The 21,186-nt window shown below is 44.8% G+C and carries 12 protein-coding genes; 3 read left to right on the top strand and 9 right to left on the bottom strand.

The genetic code is table 11. The annotated features are described in order from the left end of the window. Positions 1–180: 180 nt before the first annotated feature. Together QUA04_RS23230 and QUA04_RS23225 are read left to right on the top strand one after the other, a co-directional pair. On the top strand, positions 181–1,110 hold the full coding sequence (locus tag QUA04_RS23230) for an ADP-ribosylglycohydrolase family protein (protein ID WP_333261313.1): 930 nt from the start codon (positions 181–183) through the stop codon (positions 1,108–1,110). 241 nt (positions 1,111–1,351) lie between these two features. Then, entirely contained in the window at positions 1,352–3,082 is a 1,731-nt protein-coding gene (locus QUA04_RS23225; protein ID WP_333261310.1) for an NAD(P)H-quinone oxidoreductase subunit 4, read from the top strand. A 67-nt stretch (positions 3,083–3,149) separates the two neighbouring features. Here QUA04_RS23225 and QUA04_RS23220 read toward each other — a convergent pair whose 3' ends face one another. The 5 genes from QUA04_RS23220 to QUA04_RS23200 all read right to left on the bottom strand — a co-directional run bounded on the left by QUA04_RS23220 (position 3,150) and on the right by QUA04_RS23200 (position 13,536). After that, positions 3,150–4,793 (bottom strand): NB-ARC domain-containing protein, encoded by a 1,644-nt coding sequence (locus tag QUA04_RS23220; protein ID WP_333261307.1) that lies wholly within the window; start codon positions 4,791–4,793, stop codon positions 3,150–3,152. 423 nt (positions 4,794–5,216) lie between these two features. Next, a complete protein-coding gene (locus QUA04_RS23215) occupies positions 5,217–7,190 on the bottom strand; it encodes an ABC transporter ATP-binding protein/permease (protein WP_333261304.1) in 1,974 nt (657 codons plus the stop codon). A gap of 210 nt (positions 7,191–7,400) precedes the next feature. Continuing rightward, entirely contained in the window at positions 7,401–8,258 is an 858-nt protein-coding gene (locus QUA04_RS23210; RefSeq protein ID WP_333261301.1) for a DUF1361 domain-containing protein, read from the bottom strand. Positions 8,259–8,523: 265 nt separating this feature from the next. Continuing rightward, positions 8,524–13,179, bottom strand: coding sequence for a PAS domain S-box protein (locus QUA04_RS23205; protein ID WP_333261298.1), 4,656 nt, complete (start codon positions 13,177–13,179; stop codon positions 8,524–8,526). A gap of 177 nt (positions 13,180–13,356) precedes the next feature. Further along, positions 13,357–13,536, bottom strand: coding sequence for a hypothetical protein (locus tag QUA04_RS23200; RefSeq protein WP_333261295.1), 180 nt, complete (start codon positions 13,534–13,536; stop codon positions 13,357–13,359). 12 nt (positions 13,537–13,548) lie between these two features. On the opposite strand from QUA04_RS23200, the gene QUA04_RS23195 reads away from it, so the two are divergent. Then, a complete protein-coding gene (locus tag QUA04_RS23195) occupies positions 13,549–14,916 on the top strand; it encodes a TldD/PmbA family protein (RefSeq protein ID WP_333261292.1) in 1,368 nt (455 codons plus the stop codon). 259 nt (positions 14,917–15,175) lie between these two features. On the opposite strand, the gene QUA04_RS23190 is transcribed toward QUA04_RS23195, so the two are convergent. The 4 genes from QUA04_RS23190 to QUA04_RS23175 form a co-directional block, all read right to left on the bottom strand. Next, positions 15,176–16,570 (bottom strand): ATP-binding protein, encoded by a 1,395-nt coding sequence (locus tag QUA04_RS23190; protein ID WP_445242355.1) that lies wholly within the window; start codon positions 16,568–16,570, stop codon positions 15,176–15,178. 152 nt (positions 16,571–16,722) lie between these two features. Continuing rightward, a complete protein-coding gene (locus QUA04_RS23185) occupies positions 16,723–18,060 on the bottom strand; it encodes an ATP-binding protein (protein WP_333261290.1) in 1,338 nt (445 codons plus the stop codon). Positions 18,061–18,211: 151 nt separating this feature from the next. Further along, positions 18,212–18,583 carry a response regulator gene (locus QUA04_RS23180; protein WP_333261286.1) on the bottom strand — a complete coding sequence of 124 codons (372 nt, stop codon included), beginning with the start codon at positions 18,581–18,583 and terminating at the stop codon, positions 18,212–18,214. 4 nt (positions 18,584–18,587) lie between these two features. Further along, positions 18,588–20,690 (bottom strand): ATP-binding protein, encoded by a 2,103-nt coding sequence (locus QUA04_RS23175; RefSeq protein ID WP_333261283.1) that lies wholly within the window; start codon positions 20,688–20,690, stop codon positions 18,588–18,590. Between the last annotated feature and the right edge of the window lie 496 nt (positions 20,691–21,186).

Here is a 21,186-nt window from a genome sequence, read left to right as displayed (position 1 = left end):
TAGATAGTCTAAATGAAAGCTCATCACTATAACTGTATTGGTTGATCTATTTTACACCATAAACTCAGGAGAGCCGAATTTGACAAGTTTGGCATCGATTGTTATACAGCCAGATAAGATGCAGAGAGAAATGGTTTTGAATTCACTAGCGCTTACTAATCATTAATTTTCAATTATGTTATGCAGCAAATAGAAGGTTATCGCGGCAGTCTTCTCGGTTTAGCAGTGGGCGATGCTCTCGGAACAACTTTAGAGTTCCATCGCCCCGGAACCTTTGCGCCTATTAACGATATGGTGGGCGGCGGCCCGTTTCGGCTGCAACCGGGCGAGTGGACGGACGATACTTCGATGGCACTTTGTTTGGCTGAAAGTTTGATTGAGAAAAAATGTTTCGATCCAGTCCATCAGTTAGAAACTTATTTGCGGTGGTGGCGAGACGGACATTTGAGCAGCACTGGTGAATGTTTTGATATTGGCAATACGGTTCAAAAAGCACTTTGGGAGTTTAAAAATACAGGAAAACCTTTCTGTGGTTCTACCGATGCTGGGACTGCTGGAAATGGTTCAATTATGCGTTTGGCTCCCGTGCCTTTGTTTTATGCTAAAAATCCTTTAGAAGTAATAGAAAAATCTGCAGAAAGTTCGAGAACTACTCACGGTGCTGCTACTTGTGTGGATGCTTGCCGTTATTTGGGTGCTTTAATTGCGGGGGCGGTGAATGGAGTTGCTAAAGATGTGTTGCTTTCGGAAAGATATTGTCCGATTTCTGGATATTGGGCAGCAAATCCGCTGGTAGCAGAGATTGATGAGATTGCGGCGGCTTCTTTTAAATTGCGACAACCTCCTGAAATTAAAGGTACGGGTTATGTTGTCAAGTCTTTAGAGGCCGCACTTTGGGCGTTTTACAACAGTTCTTCTTTTGCTGAAGGCTGTTTGTTGGCTGTGAATTTGGGCAACGACGCGGATACCACTGGTGCGGTTTACGGACAATTGGCGGGGGCTTTTTACCGAGAGGGGGGAATACCGGAAAAATGGCGATCGCAATTAGCGTATCTCCCTTTAATTGAAGCTTTTGCCGAACAACTCTTGACTTTATCTCGATCGATCTGAATGTTTACCACAGTTTGGCACTGCATGACAACAGGGTAAGCGGTCATCGGTAATTGTCAACCGCTAAGCAGCAACTAAGGACTAAATAATTGAAAAACTTCTTGACTTTTGCAGCAAATTGTGTGTAGCTGATGTACTCCCCATCTTTCTAAAAAAAAGATTAATTTACAAATCTTAATTTTTGATTAAATTTAGTATTATAATCTTGGTAACTTCCAACTAAGTATTTTTTCTCACTATCATGATAGCGGATCAATTTCCTTGGCTGACCGCAATTGTCATCCTACCCCTCGTAGCTTCCCTCGCCATCCCTTTTCTGCCCGATACAGACGGCAAAACAGTGCGCTGGTATGCCCTAGGCGTAGGCATTGCAGATTTTGTATTAATGTGCTGGGTGTTTTGGACACATTACGATCCAAGCATCTCTAGTTTCCAAATCGTAGAACAATATTCCTGGATACCTTCTTTAGGTCTCAACTGGTCTGTTTCCGTTGACGGACTGTCAGTTCCGCTGGTACTGTTGGCGGGATTGGTGACGACTCTATCTATTTTTGCTGCATGGGAAGTCGATCGCAAGCCACGACTCTTCTACTTCCTAATGCTGGTGATGTACTCTGCACAAATAGGAGTTTTCGTCGCCCAAGACATCATGCTGCTGTTCATTGTCTGGGAATTAGAACTAATTCCGGTGTACCTCCTCATCTCGATTTGGGGCGGACAAAACCGTCGCTACGCAGCTACCAAATTCTTGATTTATACCGCAGGCGCTTCCATCTTTATTTTGATAGCTGCCTTAGCAATGGCATTCTACGGCGGAGGCACCCCCACCTTCGACATGGTAGAACTAGGCTTGAAGGACTACCCACTGGGTTTAGAATTACTGCTTTATGCGGGATTGCTGATTGCCTTCGGTGTGAAACTGGCGATTTTCCCCTTCCACACTTGGCTACCTGATGCCCACGGTGAAGCATCTTCTCCCGTGTCGATGATTCTGGCAGGTGTGTTGCTGAAAATGGGCGGATACGGACTGATTCGCCTGAATTTGGAACTTCTTCCCCAAGCACACGTTTACTTTGCACCGATTATGGCGGTGCTCGGCGTCGTCAACATTATCTACGGCGCGCTGAATTCCTTCGGCCAATCGAACATGAAGCGCCGCCTAGCGAATTCGTCGATTTCTCACATGGGATTCGTGTTGTTGGGTATTGCTTCCTTCACGGATTTGGGAATCAACGGGGCGCTGTTGCAAATGATTTCCCACGGTTTAATCGCCTCAGTATTGTTTTTCCTGGCTGGCGTTACTTACGATCGCACCCATACAATGATCATGGACGAGATGGGCGAGATTGGGAAAGTCATGCCGAAAGTGTTTGCCTTGTTTACCGCAGGCGCCATGGCATCCTTGGCACTCCCCGGAATGAGCGGTTTTGCTAGCGAATTGTCAGTGTTTGTGGGCGTCGCAACTAGCGATATGTACAGCGGTTCTTTCCGGGCGGTGACAGTGTTCCTGGCGGCAGTGGGACTGATTTTGACGCCGATTTATTTGCTCTCGATGCTGCGACAGTTATTTTACAACTGTGGGAGACTAGCGGCTTGCGACATTGAGGATCTAAATTTGCAGAATCAGAGAAACAATCTGGATGAAGCGGTTTGTTTCGGTAATAGTTGCGTTTTGCCTGGTGATGCACCGTTTATTGATGCTAAACCTCGGGAAGTGGCGATCGCATTTTGCTTTTTGATACCGATTGTCGGCATTGGTTTTTATCCCAACATGGCGATGCAAGTCTACGATGCCAAGACTGTCGCAGTGAACGCCACAGTCCGTCAATCTTATATCGAAATCGCTCAAGACAATCCTCAGATTTATGCGAAGGGATTTTTGGTTCCCAGAATTGCACAAGCTCAAAAAGCGCCGGCTTTGGGCAAAATTACAGGGTCTGAATCTGCATCGGTTTTTGGCATTGTCAAATAATTTTATCGAATTCTGTTTGTGTTGAAAATTGGGCGATCGCTTTTGTCAAAGGGCGATCGCTTTTTTCTTATCGCTGAATTTCTGAAATAATTTGCGCCAGATTCTCCCTAGCATATCCCACGTCAAGAATCGATTTATCCTCCATATCAGAGGCCACTTTCTTTAAGATATTTAGAGGTTCTTCAGAGCCTGTAGTTTTGACAAACAACACTTTCAACCGATTTTTTACTAATGCTAAAATAGAGCTACTTGGTTCGCCTTTCTCGCCTTTCCGTTTAGCAAAATTGATGCTTAATCTGTGAGTTTTCAACAGCCCCATTCTTTCTATTCTTTGCGTTTTAACCGTCTCCAAAACCTCCGCTCGAATCTGATCGACTAATCGGTCGGTCACATATTGCACGATCAAAGGCTGAAGCATAAAAACAGTTTCCCCGCCCTCACTGATTTTGTCAATCAGCGAGCGACGACCCAGAGAATCGAGATTTTTTAGCAAATCTGAAAGCGATGAATTGACCAACATCTGCTCTCGTAAAGTTGCCAGGGAAACCGGGTTTTGAGCAATAGCAATCCAGTAGGCAATATCTTGTTCTGAACTCGACATTCGATCGAACTGCTGCGCCAGCAAATTGCTGATATGTTCTTCAATAAATAACGTCGTTGCTTCCAAAAGCTTTAAAACATTACCCTCAAAAAACTCGTTAATTGTTGTCGCTACAATCTTTAATGCTAACAGATTGCCTCCGTACCGGGATAACAAGATTTCCAACTCGTGATCTTGAGCCGACAAACCTTTTTCTTGGAAAATTTCTCGCGCTATTTCCTCGGAAATAGCAGGTTTTAAAGACCGCACTTTTTCTCCCGCCAGCAAAGCCAGTTCCGTAGGCTCTTCCGAACTAACTAGCAGTAAACAGCTATTGTGATTGACCTCACACAGCCGCACGATTAAATCTCGATATCCTTCGTAGCCTTCCCGGTAGTGTCCCGCTAATTCTTCGGGTCTGAGAACCGCTTCAAAATCGTCTAAAATTACCAGACATCGGTGTTTTCGCAGATACTCAACCAAGCGCGAAATTTTGCTGTTGAGGTCGCTCCTCTTCGATGGCTCCGCTAACGGCACATCGGGTTTTTGTTGGTTAGAAAAAAGTTGAATTAAGCTTCCTAGGAAGTCGGATGGTGCAGGTGTCGATCGCAGCGATCGCCAAATAACAAAATCAAACTCATTCTGTACCTGTTTTGCCAACTGCACTGACAGAGTTGTTTTGCCGCTACCAGCCAAACCAAGCAGCCCTACCAGGCGACAATTATCTGATACAATCCACTGCTTTAAAGTAGTTAATTCTTCAGTCCGCCCGTAAAAAACCGAAACATCCGGTGCTTGGCCCCAATCTTCCTGTCGGTGTCCGATGGCCATCTTCAATAGAGAGCCTTTACCTCCACTAAAATCGCTCGTTCCCTGATCGATGTGGTATGAAAACAGCAACTGATGCCTCAATTCCGAAAGCTTTCCAGGGCCGTTCCCCCCGATCTGAAACTTTTTGTAAACTTCGCCGAGTCTTTTGCGAACGGCGATGTCGCTAATGCCAAGCTTGGTGGCGATCGTCGCTGTAGATTGACCGTCGAGAGCCATAAACACAGTTTCTAACTCGGCATCTGTGACACCGCGCTGTTTGGCGATCGTTTGCACAAAGTTTTGAGGAATCGGAGTAGTCAAGGTAGGAATCTCGCCTATACTAAAAAAAATCTATCTTCTATTATATTGTGTGAGTTCTCGCGGGAGAGCAATTGAATCGAATCTGCCAACGTTCAGCTTGCTTTTTGTTGTTTGGGCAGTTTTAGATATTTATACCCAATTATCGATTGTGATACCAGTTTAAAAAAATGCTACTCTAGGCCCGTGATCCAAACCAATACACAATCAGTCATTCCCAATTCTTTAATCCTTTAATCTAAGATGGTATGAGAAACGGGGAGTTAATCTGCATTAATTGTTGCTATTTCCCTACCCGTAAAACCTATTGGAGAGTGGAGGCGCGGCGCTTAATTTATAGAACCAAACCATAAATATCCAACCGCACCACAACTCACCGCGAACCAACAAGCGGGTAAATTCACAATTTTTGAAAGCAGCGCTGTATCAGCCAAAAATTGTCGCACTAGCGCGGTATTCTTGGGCCGAAAGCAGTCGCCAACTCCCATCGCCTACAAGTTCCAAAACCTGCTGGTGATATTTCACTAAACTCAATCGGTGGCCGACACTCACAAACGTAGTTTTAGTGGCTTGCAACTGCTCGTATAAATGTTGCTCGTTCTTCAAATCCAAAGCACTTGTCGCCTCATCCAAAATAGCGTATCTAGGTTCCGTCAATAACAATCTAGCAAAAGCTAAACGTTGCTGTTCTCCCAGCGACAAAATCTCACCCCAATCTAAATCCGCATCAAAACCGCCCAATCTGTCCGGCAAATCTGCTAAGTTTACTGATGCCAAAACGCCGCGCAATTTTTCCTCATCAACCTCGCTGCTGGTATTGGGATACAAAAGTTGCGATCGCAAACTACCCAAAATCATATAAGGACGCTGCGGCAAAAACAGCATTTCCCCCAATTCCGGCCGCGCCAAACGACCCGTTCCCGAGTCCCACAAACCCGCAATTGCCCGCAGCAAAGAACTCTTCCCAGCACCGCTTTGCCCGACAATTAAGAGTCCTTCACCGGGCTGCACTGCTACCGACAAATCGCTAATTAAAGTCTTTTGATGTTTCGGAGTATCTAAAGTAACGTGTTCCAGTCTCAACTGAGAATCTACTACTACATCTATAGCAGTTCCTCCGGCACGAGATACCGCTTTTTCCGCTTCAAGAGTATCTGTAAATACAGTCAAACGATTGATACTAGCTGCAAAAGAACTCAGGGGCTCAATCTGATTTACGATCACAGAAAAAGCGCGCAAAACCTGAGTGAAAGCAAAACCAGCTTGACTGATATCTCCAAACTCGATTCTACCACTTTGATCGGCAAAATAAGTGGGAGCCAGAAACAAAGCCGGAATAATCACAACAGCATATCCGTATCCAGTTGTGAAATAATCCAAGTTCCGCTGCCAACCAATTAGCAAATTAAAATTGCGGAATACTTCCACAAATCGCTGCTTTATTTGAAATGATTCTTGCTCCTCCCCTCCATAAAAAGCAATAGATTCGGCGTTGTCGCGAATGTGAACCAGTCCGTAGCGAAAATTTGCTTCTTTTTTTAGTTGCTCGAAATTCAGAGGTACTAATCTTTGACCAAAAACTAGAGTAGCGGTCGTGCCCACAATAGCATAGATAATCAGAAAAATCGAAAGTTCTTTGGAGATAGACCACAGGATACCAGTAAAAGATATAATATCAACTATTGAACCCAGGATAATCAGCATGAATGCCAAACTTGTCCGGGTAAAAGAGCGGACATCTTCAGAAATTCGCTGGTCTGGATTGTCGATTTCCTTGTGTGAATTTATTTCGTAATAAGCCCGATCCTGAAAATACTTATCGAGGAACTTATTAGTCATCCACTCCCGCCAGTAGAGACCCAATTTATCTTGGGTATATCGGTAAATTACTACAATGGGAGTGCCTACGACAAAAACGCTCGCATAGACAAAAAGATACTTCCAATAATTGAGCTGGTCTTTCTTTGCCAGTGCTGTATCAAAAAAGTTACTGACGTAGCTAATTATGACATTCAGACCGCTGACGGATAGGGACAATAACAGCAATAAAGCCAATAATGCCCACGATTGCCACTGCGGAATTAATCTGCCTTTGAAAAAGACAAAAGCGCTGAAAGGAAGAATTAACATTAAAGCCACGATCGCAATTGCGGGCGAATTAATAATTCCTTTCAACAAAGTAACTAAGCCGGCAGCAATACTATTGACAAATTCTGGAAATAAGACTTGAGTACCCAAACATACAGCGCTGACGAGCACAAACATCGCAGCGAAGAGAAATATCAACAACAGCGCTACTAATCCTAAAAAGATTCTGCCACCCCCAGGCTCTAAAGGATAAAAGTAAGGTTGAGCGATCGCAATAAATCTCTGCCACAACTGACGGTCAAATCGATTCATCTTTGCTGTTTACAAAACTACTTTGACTGTTCTAACATATCAAGTCTTGTGACAAACTGCAGCACTAATTTATTTCGGAGTTTAGCGAAAAAATTTGTCTCACCCACAGACGGAAACTTGTTTTCCGAGTTAACGGGTGGAGAGAAAAAAATGGGGAGCTTAGTTCAAGCTCTTAGATTCATCTGTGGAGTCAATCCTTTAATCTAAAATCTAAAATCTAAAATCGATGGGATCAGAAGCAGTGGCGCTTTCGCCGGATACCTCCGACTGCAATTTGCTGCTGTAAAATCGCTGGCTAATTCCTAAAATTACTTGTTTCATTACCCAATACAAAACAGCAATTACTACAAAAGTTACAGCCATTACTAAAACCGGACGCTTGCCTATCAAATCGTTCATTACTGTGTTAACTAGCGTATCGGGGTTAGTAAGGATATCCCAAGTGTTGAAGCGGATAAATCGCCCTAAATAAATTCCGATCGCCGAAAGTCCGTGTATAGTCATTTCCGTGGCCAGGATAAATCTACTCCAACCCTGTTGCTTCAAATAGTAACCCAAATTCATCACCGACAGGACGTAAGCCCCAAACCCTGCCAGCATAAACACCAGATACTGCGGGATCAAAGCGAGAGCCACAGTCCACACCGAGTTCCCCTCTTTAATCTGCTCGATCAGGTGAATGATATCAGTTAAAACGTAGGGCGCATTAGGCAAAAATCCGATAAACCAGAAAAAACCGCCCCACCAGCGGAGAGAGCGAACTCCCCGCTGTCGCAGTACCCAGATGTCTAAAGCCATCAGTGCCAGCGTAATCGCGATCGCCCCCAAAACGTAAGTTTTGCCCACATCTTGCACAATGTGCTTCAGATAAGCCAAAACATGGCGCGTACTGGGCAAAAAAGTCGCGCCCAGGAGAAACGCCGTACCCCAAAGCAGCCAGCGCGATCGAGGTTTGCGGAACAGCCAAAAACTCAGGCCCAGCGGTACTAAAGCCAAAAACAAATTCCAAGACATCCAGCGGACATTGTGTCCCATTGCTTGCAGCGCTTCCAGGATTAATCCCATCATGTCAGTTTTTATACAATTAAAGGTTTGATGCAGTACCGCTTCATTCGCAGCTTCCGTCTATTTTAGTCTTTAAGTTGTAGGGTGAGTCAGCTTATCGCTCCGCCCTCCGCGCCTGAAAATCAGGAACTGCTAATACTTGTAAAGTGCGTCAACTTATGACTCCACCTCCGCGCCTGAAAATCTAAAATCGACTGACGCACTCTACCAGTGTGGAGTGAATTCTAAAATCTAAAATCTAAAATCTAAAATCGACTGACGCACCCTACTATTTATACACTTTGTTGATCGGAATCTCAATCTTAAAAGTTGTTCCGCATCCTATGGAAGAAATACACTCAATCTTGCCCTTGTGCTTTTCCACCACAATCGAGTGTGCGATAGACATTCCCAATCCCGTACCTTTACCCACAGCTTTTGTAGTAAAAAACGGGTTAAAAATTCGATCGACTATCCCCTCGGAAATGCCTGTACCGTTGTCCGAAATTTCTACCCTAACAGTGTTCTGGGGGGTTACACCTGTGGAAATAGCAATCCGTCCACTCTTTGTCTCTGACTGTGGAACCGATAACTGGTGATATCGTTCTTCAATAGCATCAATTCCATTAGCAATAATATTCATAAACACCTGATTCAGTTGGCTCGCATAGCACTCCACCAGTGGCAGTTTTCCAAACTCCTTAATTACTTCAATTTCCGGGCGGTTGTCCCGACTCTTCAAGCGGTGCTGCAAAATTAACAAAGTGCTTTCAATCCCCACGTGAATATCGACCGGCTTCATTGCGGATTCATCCAGTCGCGAGAAATTTCTGAGGGACAAAACAATTTGCCGGATGCGCTCGGTTCCTACCTGCATTGAACCCACAAGTTTTCTTAAATCCTCAGCCATGAAGTCCAAATCAATCTCTTGAATGCGATCGACAATTTTTGAATTAGGTTCGGGATACTCCTGTTCGTAAAGACTCACCAGATCTAGCAACTCTTTAGTATACTGGTTGAGATAATCAATATTAGCGTGAATGAAGTTAACGGGATTATTAATTTCGTGAGCGATGCCGGCGACTAATTGCCCCAAAGAAGACATTTTTTCTGTTTGAATGAGCTGAGTTTGAGTAGAGCGCAATTCCAGCAGCGCTGACTCTAAATCTCGAGCTTTTTCTCTTTCTCGCGCCTCGCTTTGTCGCAGTGCTTCCTCTGCTTGCTTGCTAGTCGTAATATCCTGGGAAACTCCAATTATTACCTTAGCCTGACCGTCCGCATTCCTGCTAAAAATAGTATCCCGACTTTGCAGCCACAACAATTGACCGTCTGCTGCCTGCACCCGGTACTCAATTTCTCTAGTTTCCCCATCTTCCATTCCTGCAAAGCTGGCGTGATGTTTCACGATTTTAGGCAAATCTTCCGGGTGTATTAACTGAGGCATCAGTGACGAATCCATCGCTGTAATGTCGTCGCTGGTATAGCCCAAAAGTTTGAGCATTGAAGTATTAGTGTAGATATTTCGCTGTTCTTCCAAGTCGTAGAGATACAAAATACCGGGAGTAGCATCGGCTACTTTTTTAATGAACTGCTGGCTTTCGTGCAAAGCTAACTCAGCTTGTTTGCGATCGGTAACATCAACCGCGATTCCGTCCCAAATAATATCGCCATTTTCTTTAGCTTCAGGACGCGAAATTATCTGAAACCATCGAATTTTGCCGGAAGGTAGCACGAACCGTCCTTCCCAGTGCCAAGGTTGCAAAGTTTGGGCTGAAATAGCAACGGATTCGTCATGATTTTGGCGGTCATCGGAATGGATTAAATCTGTTATTAAAGCCGCATTTTGCAGAACAGCTTCTGCTTCTCGCTCAAACATTTCTCGGCAAGCCGGACTAATGTAAGGGAAACTGAAAGAGCTATCTGTACGCAATACAAATTGATAAATTACTCCCGGCACATTACCCGACAGTTTTTGGAATCTTGCCTCGCTTTCCCGCAGTGCTTCCTCTGCTTGTTTGCGCTCCGTAATGTCAGTAATTGAACCAACCATGCGGACGGCTTTTCCAGATGCGTCCCACAAAGCTTGTCCCCGACTCAATATCCATTTGTAGGCGCTGTTGTAGCACCACAAGCGGTATTCGGTGATGTAATGCGGCGTTTTTCTCTCCAAGTGTTCTTGAAGAAGTTGCTGAGAAATCGCTAAATCATCGGGATGTAAGCTCGTATTCCATTTGTTATTGTAATCGCTAATGTCACTATCTTCGTAACCAGTGATTTCCTTAAAGCGCTCGGACACAAAAAATTCCCCTGTTTGTAAGTTCCAATCCCAAATGCCGTCATTGTTGCCTTTGAGCGCTAACTGCCAGCGTTCTTCAGTTTGCATCAATTGAGCAGTTCTCTGTTTGACTCTACTTTCTAGTTCGAGATTGAGCTGTTTGAGACTTTCTTCTGCCTGGTTGCGTTCGATCGCAATTCCTGCTAAGTTTATGATCGCCTCTATCAATTCCAGCTCAAAAAAATGGGGGTGACGCGGTTGGGAATAATACATTCCAAAAGTTCCCAAAACTTGACCCTGAGATGAGAAAATAGGAGTAGACAAGCAAGCTCTCAGTCCAAAACTCAAGGCTAAATCTCTAAAATTTTTCCACAAAGGATCGCTGGCAATATCTGTAACGATTACCTGTTGGCGGGTAAAGGCAGCAGTGCCGCAGGAACCGACATCCGGGCCGATGGCTATGCCATCAATAGCAGCATTGTAACTGTCGGGCAAACTGGGCGCGGCTCCGTGCAGTAAATGTTCGCCATCTGGGGCTAGAAGCAATATCGAACCGATGACATCTTTAGATTGCTGTTCGATAATTTTAACTAAAGTATTTAAAGTATCGCCAAGAGTTGCTCCCTTAGCAATCATTTCTAAAATTTGTTTCTGACCGGTTAACCAATTTTCAGCTTGCTTGCGCTCCGTAATGTCGCGGGCAACCCACAGAACCGTGTTTTCTTCCATTGGCGAAATGGTAGCGGCAAACCACTTTTGTACCCTGGCGATTTCCAGATTATATTCAAAATTACAGGTTTGATTTGTAGCGAGAGCGGTGCGAATTTCCTCCAGAAAAAGTTCTGCCGTTTCTGGAGCGAAGAAATCGCTAATTTTTTGACCGACAAGTTCTGCAGGCGGTTTATATAAAAGTCCGGGATTTGTCGGGGCAATTTTCAGGTAGCGTCCTTCAATATCAATCACAAAAATTACATCGTTCATTGCCGCAAACAAAGTCCGCAGTTCTGCTTCTGAAGCTTGCAGGGCGATTTCAGCTTGTTTACGATCGCTAATGTCGCGCCCCACTCCTTGGCACTCAATCAAGCAGCCCGTACTGTCAAAAATCGCCCGATTCGTCCACTGCTGCCAGCGAGTTTCCCCTGTTTCGAGAACGACGCGGTGTTCACAGGTAACGACGGGGTTTTCTAGGCTTAGAGAACTGAAACTGCGGCTGATAATTTCTCGGTCTTCTGCCGGCATCAAAGGCATAAAAGTATGGCCCTCCAAATCCGATCGCGATTTATTGAAATAGCGGCAGTAGGCATCGTTGACAAAAGTCAAAACTCCGCTCGGCAAGAAACGGCAAATCAGTTCGGTTTGGTCTTCAATAATTGCCCGATAGCGAGATTCGCTCTCAAGCAGCGCGGCTTCTGCTAAGACGCGATCGCTAATATCCGTCCCGATACAAAGCAGTCCTGCCAAATTTCCCTTTGCATCTAGTAAAGGTTTATTTGTCCACGCTATCCACACCCTCTCCCCATTGCTGCGGATGTTTTCATTTTCGTTTTGGAAGTATTTTTCGGGCTGTGCCAAACAGTCTCGAATCTTTGTCGCGAGGTCACTTTCAAATAAATCTGTTTTCGGTATAATTGTGCCGATCGCACTTTTGCCGATGATTTCTGCTTCTGCATACCCGAAAAAAGTTTCAGCAAACTCGTTAAAAAAAGTAATCTTGCCTTCACTGTCTAACTGCACAATCATGCTGTTAGCATTCTCAACTAATTGCCGATACTTAACTTCGCTGGAACGCAGTTTCGCACGCCCATACACCCAGCTAAAAACCGCCACCCCGGTGAAAACAGTCAGCAAGCCGCCTCCAAATAGCAGCCACCCCCGAAACGGCGAATTCGTACGCCATCCCCCCGCCGGAATTGCTGCCAACTGCCAGGAACCGTTGGGCAAAGTGACTTCCAGCAGCACGGGATTGTTCTGAAAAATTGACCCGTCACCGAAAAACACTGCGCCGGATGCTCCCTTGCCGTCTTTGCCCCGCAGAGCGTATTGCAGGTTCCCTGAGGAGTCGTTGAGTCCCGCTTCCTCAATTACGGTATTTTTGTCGATAATCAGGCCTGTCAAGCCCCAGTAAACTGCTGTTTCGCGATCGCCGCTGGAGGGTGTGAGAAAAATGGGCGATCGGCTGATGAACGTCATGTCCCCCTCCAATAATTTCACGGGCCCTGCAAGCAAACTTTTTTTGGTGTCGATGACATCTTTGACCATTTGCCGGTGTTCGGGTAGCGCCGTCAAGTCAACCCCGAGCACCCGTTCATTTCCGTCCCGCGGATAAATGTAAGCGATCGTCGTGCCTTTAACTAAAGTTATGGCGCGAATGCCGGTTTGCTGTGCCACCAGAATTCTCGCCGTCGCTGCAAACTCGGCTTCGGTGATGTTTGGGTTGTTGGAAACGTAAGCCACCAAACCCCGGATCAGAAATAGCCGCGAATTTAAAGAGCTTTCGAGCTTAGAACGGACTGTGCTGAGCCGATCGAGCGTGGTAGCGCGGTTGTACTGCAAAAACCGCCGCTGTTCTGAGCGATCTAAAATGCCAACTCCGACCAAAATTGCTATTGATGCCGAAATTGCTGCTAAATACGGTGAAATTTGGAATTTTTTAACCTTAAAGTAATCCATCGGCGGGGGGTTAAGGTATATGTTTGATGTCTTTAGATAGATTTAGTTTAGTTTGATTTTTATATGCCAAGTCAAGCTTTCGGGGATACCGGGCTTTTGGCAAGCGGGCGCGAGTTTGTTGTTTTCTAAGCTGTTGTGCATTTGAATTATAGATTTCAATACCGTATTTTCCACTCGTCAAATCCTCGAACCGAATAGGGTTCTGCCTCTATCCGCTTCTGGCGACTCGTCATTTATCGGGTAGGGTGTGCGCTGCCTCACCACAGCGGTGCGGGAGCGCGCACCCGAAAGACGGGAGTTATTAGCTAAAATAGGGTTAGCAATAATTTTTTTCAGCGCTGGGCGCGAATCATTCATAGGGGCAATTTGATGCAAGAACAGTTGATGGAAGCGATCGCACCTTACCGCGATCGCGTGGATTATCTGGAAGTTCGCCTCGAACAAAGTGAGTCAACTGCGATTAGTTTTCGCGGCCCTCAGTTAGATGCTGTCAACCGCAGTTTTAGTCTTGCCGGCGGCATCCGCGCCTGTCACAAAGGCGGCTGGAGTTTTGTAACTTTTAACGGTTTAGCTGAGTTAAAAGACCGCATTGAGGAAGCAGTAGTGCAGTCTCGTTTGGTGGGCAGCGAAAAAACTCTACTAGCCGATGTCACCCCGATTCAAGATTATGTAGCGGTGGAATTGGGCCGCGACCCGCGCTCTATTACTCTAGCCGAAAAGCGGAAATTGCTCGAATCTTACAATCAGTTGCTGTTAGATTATGACCCGCGAATTCAGACGACAATGGCTGGTTACAGCGACAGATTTGGGATTACTTATTTTGTGAATTCTCAAGGTACTTGCATCGCTCAAGAACGCTTGGACGTGACCGGGCGTTTCGGAGCGATCGCCCGTGGCGAGGGCGGTGTCGTCCGCCAAGGGTTTGAGTCGATTCACTCGCGATCGGATTACGATGTCTTGACAAATATTGAAGATCGTGTTAAAAGTGCTGCCGTTCGAGCAGTGGGCCAACTAGAGGCAAAATCGGTGAAAGGCGGTCAGTATCCGGTGATTTTAGACCCTTATTTGTCGGGGGTTTTTATTCACGAAGCTTTCGGGCATTTGTCGGAAGCAGACGGCATTTACGAAAACCCGAAAATGCAGGAATTGTTGACTTTGGGCAAGCCTGTGGCGATCGAACAATTGAATGTAATAGACGACGCAACTGTGCCGGGATTGCCGGGAACTTTGAAATACGACGACGAAGGTGTGCCGGCTCAGTGCAAGTATTTAATTAAAAATGGAGTTTTAGCCGCTCGGATGCACAATCGCGAGACTGCGGGAAAAATGGGCGAAAGTCCGACGGGAAATGCCCGGGCTCTGAGTGCTACTTTTATGCCTTTGGTGCGAATGACTAATACTGCGATCGAGTCTGGCGAACATTCTTTTGACGAAATGGTTGCCGACATTGACGAAGGAGTGTATGCAGTGCGGATGTTAGGAGGACAAACTAACGGCGAAATGTTTACCTTTGCGGCGGCTCAAGGGTTTATGATTCGCGACGGAAAATTGGCTGAACCGGTGAGCGATGTCACTTTAAGCGGCAATGTATTTCAGACTTTAAAGGATATTGAGTCTATAGGAAACGACTCGGTTTATGCTTACGGCGGTTGTGGTAAAGGCGGCCAGAGTGGTTTGCCGGTAAGTGTCGGCGGCCCCCATTTGCGGATTAAAAATGTTGTAGTCGGAGGAAGATAATCATTAGTCATTAGTCATTAGTTATTAGTTCAAAACTTACGCAACTGGCACATGGTGAAGGCGTGCTCGCGCTCTCACCATGTGCCAGTGCCAGTCCGGGACACTGACAAGTTGACCAACCACTGAAAATCTACTATTGAGGGCTTCAGCGATGTCGTTCAGTGTTTGGGAGACTTCAGAAATTACAGAGAAATTGGGGAAGTGCGATCGCGATTATAGACTTTACCAGACTTTCCCCTAATTTTTTGTTTAATTTTCCTTAACTCGCCTTCATCTCTACCCGATTATTCTGCCTAACAGGAATCTCAATCACAAATTCTGCACCCCGCCGATCGGGCTGCGATAAACATCTCAAATCTCCGCCATGCTTATCCACCACAATCTGATAGCTAATAGATAATCCCAAACCAGTGCCTTGACCCACAGGTTTAGTTGTGAAGAAAGGACTAAACAGATGCGTTCCTACCTCGCTTGTTATCCCCAGTCCATTGTCTTTAACACTGATTCTTACCCAATCGTGATTCAGCATATAAGTACGAATCGTAATCATACTAGGGTCGTTTTTAATTTGCTCCGGGCTGCGTTTTTTGTCATAGTAATTCAAGGCATCAATCGCATTGCTCAGCAAATTCATAAATACCTGATTCAACTGACCCACATAACATTCTATTTTCGGCAAATCTCCGTATTCTTGAATAATTTGAATAGGTGGACAATCCGGCTTAGGCTTGAGCCGACTCTGCAAAATGACTATACTGCTGTCGATTCCCTCGTGAATATTAACGGGTTTCATCTCAGCTTCATCAAGGCGCGAGAAGTTTCGCAACGTCAGCACAATCTGACGGATACGTTCTGCCCCTACTTTCATCGAAGATAGCATTTTAGGCAGATCCTCTCTGATAAATTCCAGCTCTATTTTCTCAATAAAAGCTTCGATTTCAGGGTGATTATGGGCATCGTACTGCTCATAAAGGTTGATTAACTCTAATAGCTGCTGAGTATACTCATTGACATAAGTTAAATTGCCATAGATAAAATTAACGGGATTATTAATTTCGTGGGCAACACCAGCAACTAATTGTCCTAAGCTAGACATTTTCTCAGTCTGAATAAGCTGAGCTTGGGTGCGCTGTAAATTTTGCATTGCCAGTTCTAGTTGGATGGCTTTTTCTCGCTCTCGCGCTTCCGATTGCCGCAATTTATCCTCTCTTTCTTGGCGAGAGCGCTCGTTTTCCTTGAGCTGTTGCACATGGCATAATGTTTTGTTAATTGTAATTTCTAAATCCTGAAAATTTATAGGCTTAATCAAAAAGTCAAAGGCCCCGCCATTCATCGCCTTTCTGATATTTCCCAAGTCGCCATAAGCAGATATAACTACTGTTTTGACCATAGTAACTAGCTCGTTAAGTTTCCCTAGCAAAGCCATGCCATCCATGACTGGCATATTAATGTCTGTCAGGATAATATCTATATCCGGCTGCTCTCGCAATCTTGAAAGTGCTTCTACGCCATTGTGGGCAAAAAAAACTTGGTATTCTCCTGTGCGGATCTTTTTTCTAAATTTCTGGCAAATTAAAGATTCTAAATCTGGCTCGTCATCCACAAATAATATTTTTCCTGACATATTGCAAGTTTTTTCGGTCGTAGGCAACATTTTTTTGGCCCCTTGATTGATTTATTCCGAGTAATACTTATATAGTTTAAATTTAATTATAGATCCTTTCAGGAATAGTAATAAAAAGTTATTTTCGGGAATGGCAAACCGGATGGCTGGAATAGGTTTTGAGTTTGGTAAAAGTCGATTGATTAGCTAAGGTGGAGTGTCGCCCTAGTTTGTCTGATTGGAATTTCAATCCAGAACTCTGTTCCCTTCCCCACCTCAGAAAAACAGTTCAATGCGCCCCCATGCTTCTCCTGTACAATTTGGTAGCTGATATAGAGACCCAAACCAGTACCCTCACCTACAGGCTTAGTAGTAAAAAATGGTTCAAAAATACGGTCTTTCACGTCTGCCGTTATTCCCGGCCCATTGTCCCGAATTTGAATGACGACACGGGATTTTTCCTCTAGCAGAAAAGTGCGAATAGTAATGGCGAGTGGGCAAGCGAGGATGTCATCTAGCGATCGTTGTTTGTGGTACTCATTTAAAGCATCTATAGCATTAGAAATGATGTTGATTAACACCTGGTTGAGTTCTCCAGCATAGCATTCCACTAAAGGCAGATTGCTGTACTCCTCGATCACTTGAATCTCTGGACGGGCTGCCCTTGCTTGAAATCGATTATGCAAAATCAGCAGGCTGCTTTTTATTCCCTCGTGAATGTCAACAGACTTTATATTAGCTTCATCCAGCCTGGAGAAGTTACGCAAAGACAAAACAATCTTCTGAATGCGGTCAACACCCCCTTTCATCGAAACCAAAATTTTGGGTAAATCTGCTATCAGAAATTCCAAATCTATGGCTTCGATTTCACTTTGAATCTCAGAAGTGGGAGGAGTGTACTGCTGCTGATAGAGATGCAGCAGGTTCAGTAGGTCTTGGATATAATCACTGACGTGGCTGATATTGCCGTAGATAAAGTTGACGGGGTTGTTGATTTCATGGGCAATCCCCGCAACCACTTGACCTAAAGAAGACATTTTTGCGGTCTGAATAAGTTTAGCTTGGGTCTTTTTTAGGTCTTGCAGACAGTTCTGTAAATGCTGAGCTTGTTCTCTAGCCAAAGCTTCTGATTGCCGCAAAAGCTGGTTTTCTTTTAACTGTTGCACCTCGCGCAGCGTTTTGTTGATGGTAATTTCTAGATCCTGAAAATCTATCGGCTTGGTTAGAAAGTCAAAGGCACCGAAGTTCATCGCCTTTCTTATATTTGTCATGTCGCCATAGGCGGATATAACTATTGTTTTGAAGGGGAGGTTTATCTGATTAAGTTTAGAGAGTAAAGTCAGGCCATCCATTTCAGGCATATTAAGGTCGGTCACTATCATATCTAGATCCGGGTGCTCTTCCAATTTTTCCAGCGCTTGTACGCCATTATGGGCGAAAAAAAGCTGCCATTTTTCGGCGCGTATTTTTTTTCTAAATTTTTGAGAAACTAGAGATTCTAAATCTCGTTCATCATCCACGAACAGTATTTTTGCTGACATATTAATTGTTCAGTGACTATTAAAATTCATAAAATTTAGCGATCCAGAAGGACAGAATGAAAATACAATCGAGAAATTTTAACTCGACTGATGTACTGCTTTCACTTAGCAATTACCCCTTACGAATTACTAAATATGTTTCCTTGTGAATTTACTCCAAGTTAAGGATTTTATTTTTGAGTGTATCAAAATTAACAGGCTTAGTAATATAGTCATCAGCTCCATAAGCTATTGCGGTTTTGTAATTTCTCTCATCTCCATAAGCCGTAATCATAAAAACTTTTAAATCGGGAAACTTTTCTTTGAGAATCCTGAGCAGTTCTAGTCCATTCATTCCTGGCATATTAATATCCGACAAAATCAAGACAATAGACGCTTCTTCCTGGTTGTCTAAGTAGTTCAAAGCTGCCTCTGCTGACAGGCAAAAATGAAATTGAATTTGCCCTGCTTTGATTTCTTTCCTAAATTTCTGCTTGAACAGTGACTGGATATCTTCCTCGTCGTCTACTACCATTACTTTCATTTTTTTAACTCCTTATTTCGGCTATTTTTTTTGGCAATATGATGATAAACTCTGTGTAATCTCCTACTTCTGTTTCGACTTTTAGTTCTCCGCGATGTTGTTGGACTATAACATCCTGACTAATAGAAAGACCTAAACCCGTGCCTTCTGCTGGTGGCTTTGTAGTAAAAAAGGGATTGAAAATTTTATCGAGTACCTCTGGTTTTATACCTGGGCCATTATCGCGAATGCGGATTTCAATCGTCGCACCAAGATTTCGAGTTCTCACGTCCAGCACAGGTGAAAATTCTGCTCCCATTTGTTGTTTCTTTTTATAGGCTGCATAACAAGCATTGCTAATAATGTTAAGAAAAACCCTGCCGATGTCTTGTGGCACTACATTTACTTCGCCAATATCATTGTCGTATTGTGTTTCTATGGTAATGTTAAAAGCAGCTTCCTTGGCTCGCATCCCGTGATAGGCTAGATTGATATATTCAGCGAGTAAACTATTTATATCCGTAGCTTCCCACTGTCCGCTTTGTCCGCGAGAATGCAAAAGCATATTGCCAACAATTTTGTCGGCTCTTTGACCGTGTTGATTGATTTTGTTAAGATTGGCTTTGAGGTCGCTTAATAGCTCGGCAATATCCTCACTGGTTGCGGGATCTAAACGTTCTGCTTGATTTTCAATTTTTTCAAACAGTTCTTGGGTTAATTCAGCAGAAAGTTCTGAGAAATTGTTGACAAAGTTTAAGGGGTTTCTGATTTCGTGGGCAATGCCAGCGGTTAAACTGCCCAGAGAAGCGAGTTTTTCTTGGACAACAATCTGATTTTGCATAGCTCTGAGATTTGCTTCTATCTCCTGGCGCTCTTCAATCTCATTCTGTAATTGCTGCACAGTATGGGTGAGTTCAGATGTACGATTTTCAACTTGGATTTCTAGTTCCTCATTAGCTTTTTCTAGAGATTCTTGGGCTTGCTTGCGCTCTGTGATGTCGCGCACGATCGCGACATATTCTTGCATACCTTGATTTGAAAGCGAAGCATTTTGAGAAAATCGGTCAGAGATGGCAACTTCCAGGATACGCGAGTCGCGATTGGGTAGGTTGAGAGTTTGCTCGCTGCGGCTTGGCCACCGCTCGGGATCAAAAGCTAATCCGGGCAGTAGTTTGTTCAGGTTATGCCCTAGGAGTCCAGTGGCGTCGATTCCAAAAACGCTTTCAGCAGCGGGATTAGTCTGACGAATCACTCCGGTTTCATCCAGCACCACGATCGCATCTAGGGCAATGGTAAAGAGTTGTTCTGCCCCCTCTCGTGCTTCATTCATGGAGACGACTTGGGGTAAGCTCGTCCAGGTGGCAACTGCCACTCCGACAAAGCCTACGGTCATCACCAGAACAATCAAAAGATTATCGGCAGCATCGCCTGGAAGTCCATCTAACCTGGCTCTAATCACCCAGGCGATCGCGGCAGTGCTACAGACTAGAAAGATCAGGATGCCTACCTGAAGCGCCACAAAATCCTTAGTTATCTTGTAGGACTGACCTCGATAAAGCTTAATCCACCACGCAGGATGGAAGGGGGGAAATGCAATACGACGTATCGCAGCATCCACTGCCAAAATAGCGATCGGCAAAAGCAGTCCGATCAGCAGGTCTTGCCAGTTCCAAGCCAAGCCCCCAACAATCAGGATAACTGTTTCTACCAGGAAAAAGACTCCCGACCACCGAGGCCATAGCACTTCTGGCCTATCCCGACGCAGCCATAGCCCTAAATGGACTGTCATATAGGCGGTCAGGAAGGCAGTAGCCGACACCATTACTAAACGCGCTATATCTCCCCACGCTAGACAGATCATACTGAGCAAGAAAGTGAGCAACAGGGCTGGGCCGAGCACACCACGTGGGGAGACAACACCGAATACTGGCGATAGGTGTCCGTCTAAGGCAAGTTGGTACAAAACACGGGGAGAGTTGGAAACCGCAGTGGCGGAACTTAGGAGGCAGCCCGCGACGATCAAAAGCGTCACCATAAATGAGGCGACCGGCCCCCAAAAGAGTTTAGCTGCGGCTAATAGGTTTAAGAAGGTGTCGTCTTGTAATCCAGATTCTGTTGCCAAGCGCATCAGTACCCAGGAACCAGCCAGATAGGGAATAGGAATCAGCCAAGCCGCAAAGCTCAGAAACCGTAAAGTCTCCCCAGGTCGTTGGCTATCAGCGACAAATGAGGCAGCACTTTCACAGGCGTAAGCAGCGTAGACGGCGAAAAAGTACCATTTTGCCCATTCAACAAATGAAAAGCTAGGCCAACTGTTGGGAAAAAAGCCGGGACTAGCCGGGGATAGTAATAACCAGCCAATGCCTTGAGTGCAAAAAACAAACAGGAATCCGGCAGCCGGTAGAACGAAACATAAATGCAGGATACTTAAGGCGCGGGTGCCACTAAACGCGACAATAAAGGCGAGTACCGTAAAGCCAATTTTGAGGGGTATCTCAGGACATGAAATCCCTAGTGGTTTCAGGTTTGCTTCAATCAGGGCTGTGACGATTAGCGGGACTTAAACATAAAATACGATAAAAATAGGTTATAATGCTTACATAGCAAGCATATAACGTTAAAAA

The sequence above is a fragment of the Microcoleus sp. S13_C5 genome, assembly GCF_036700845.1.
GTDB lineage: Bacteria > Cyanobacteriota > Cyanobacteriia > Cyanobacteriales > Microcoleaceae > Microcoleus.
This window is presented reverse-complemented; position numbering and strand designations above follow the sequence as displayed.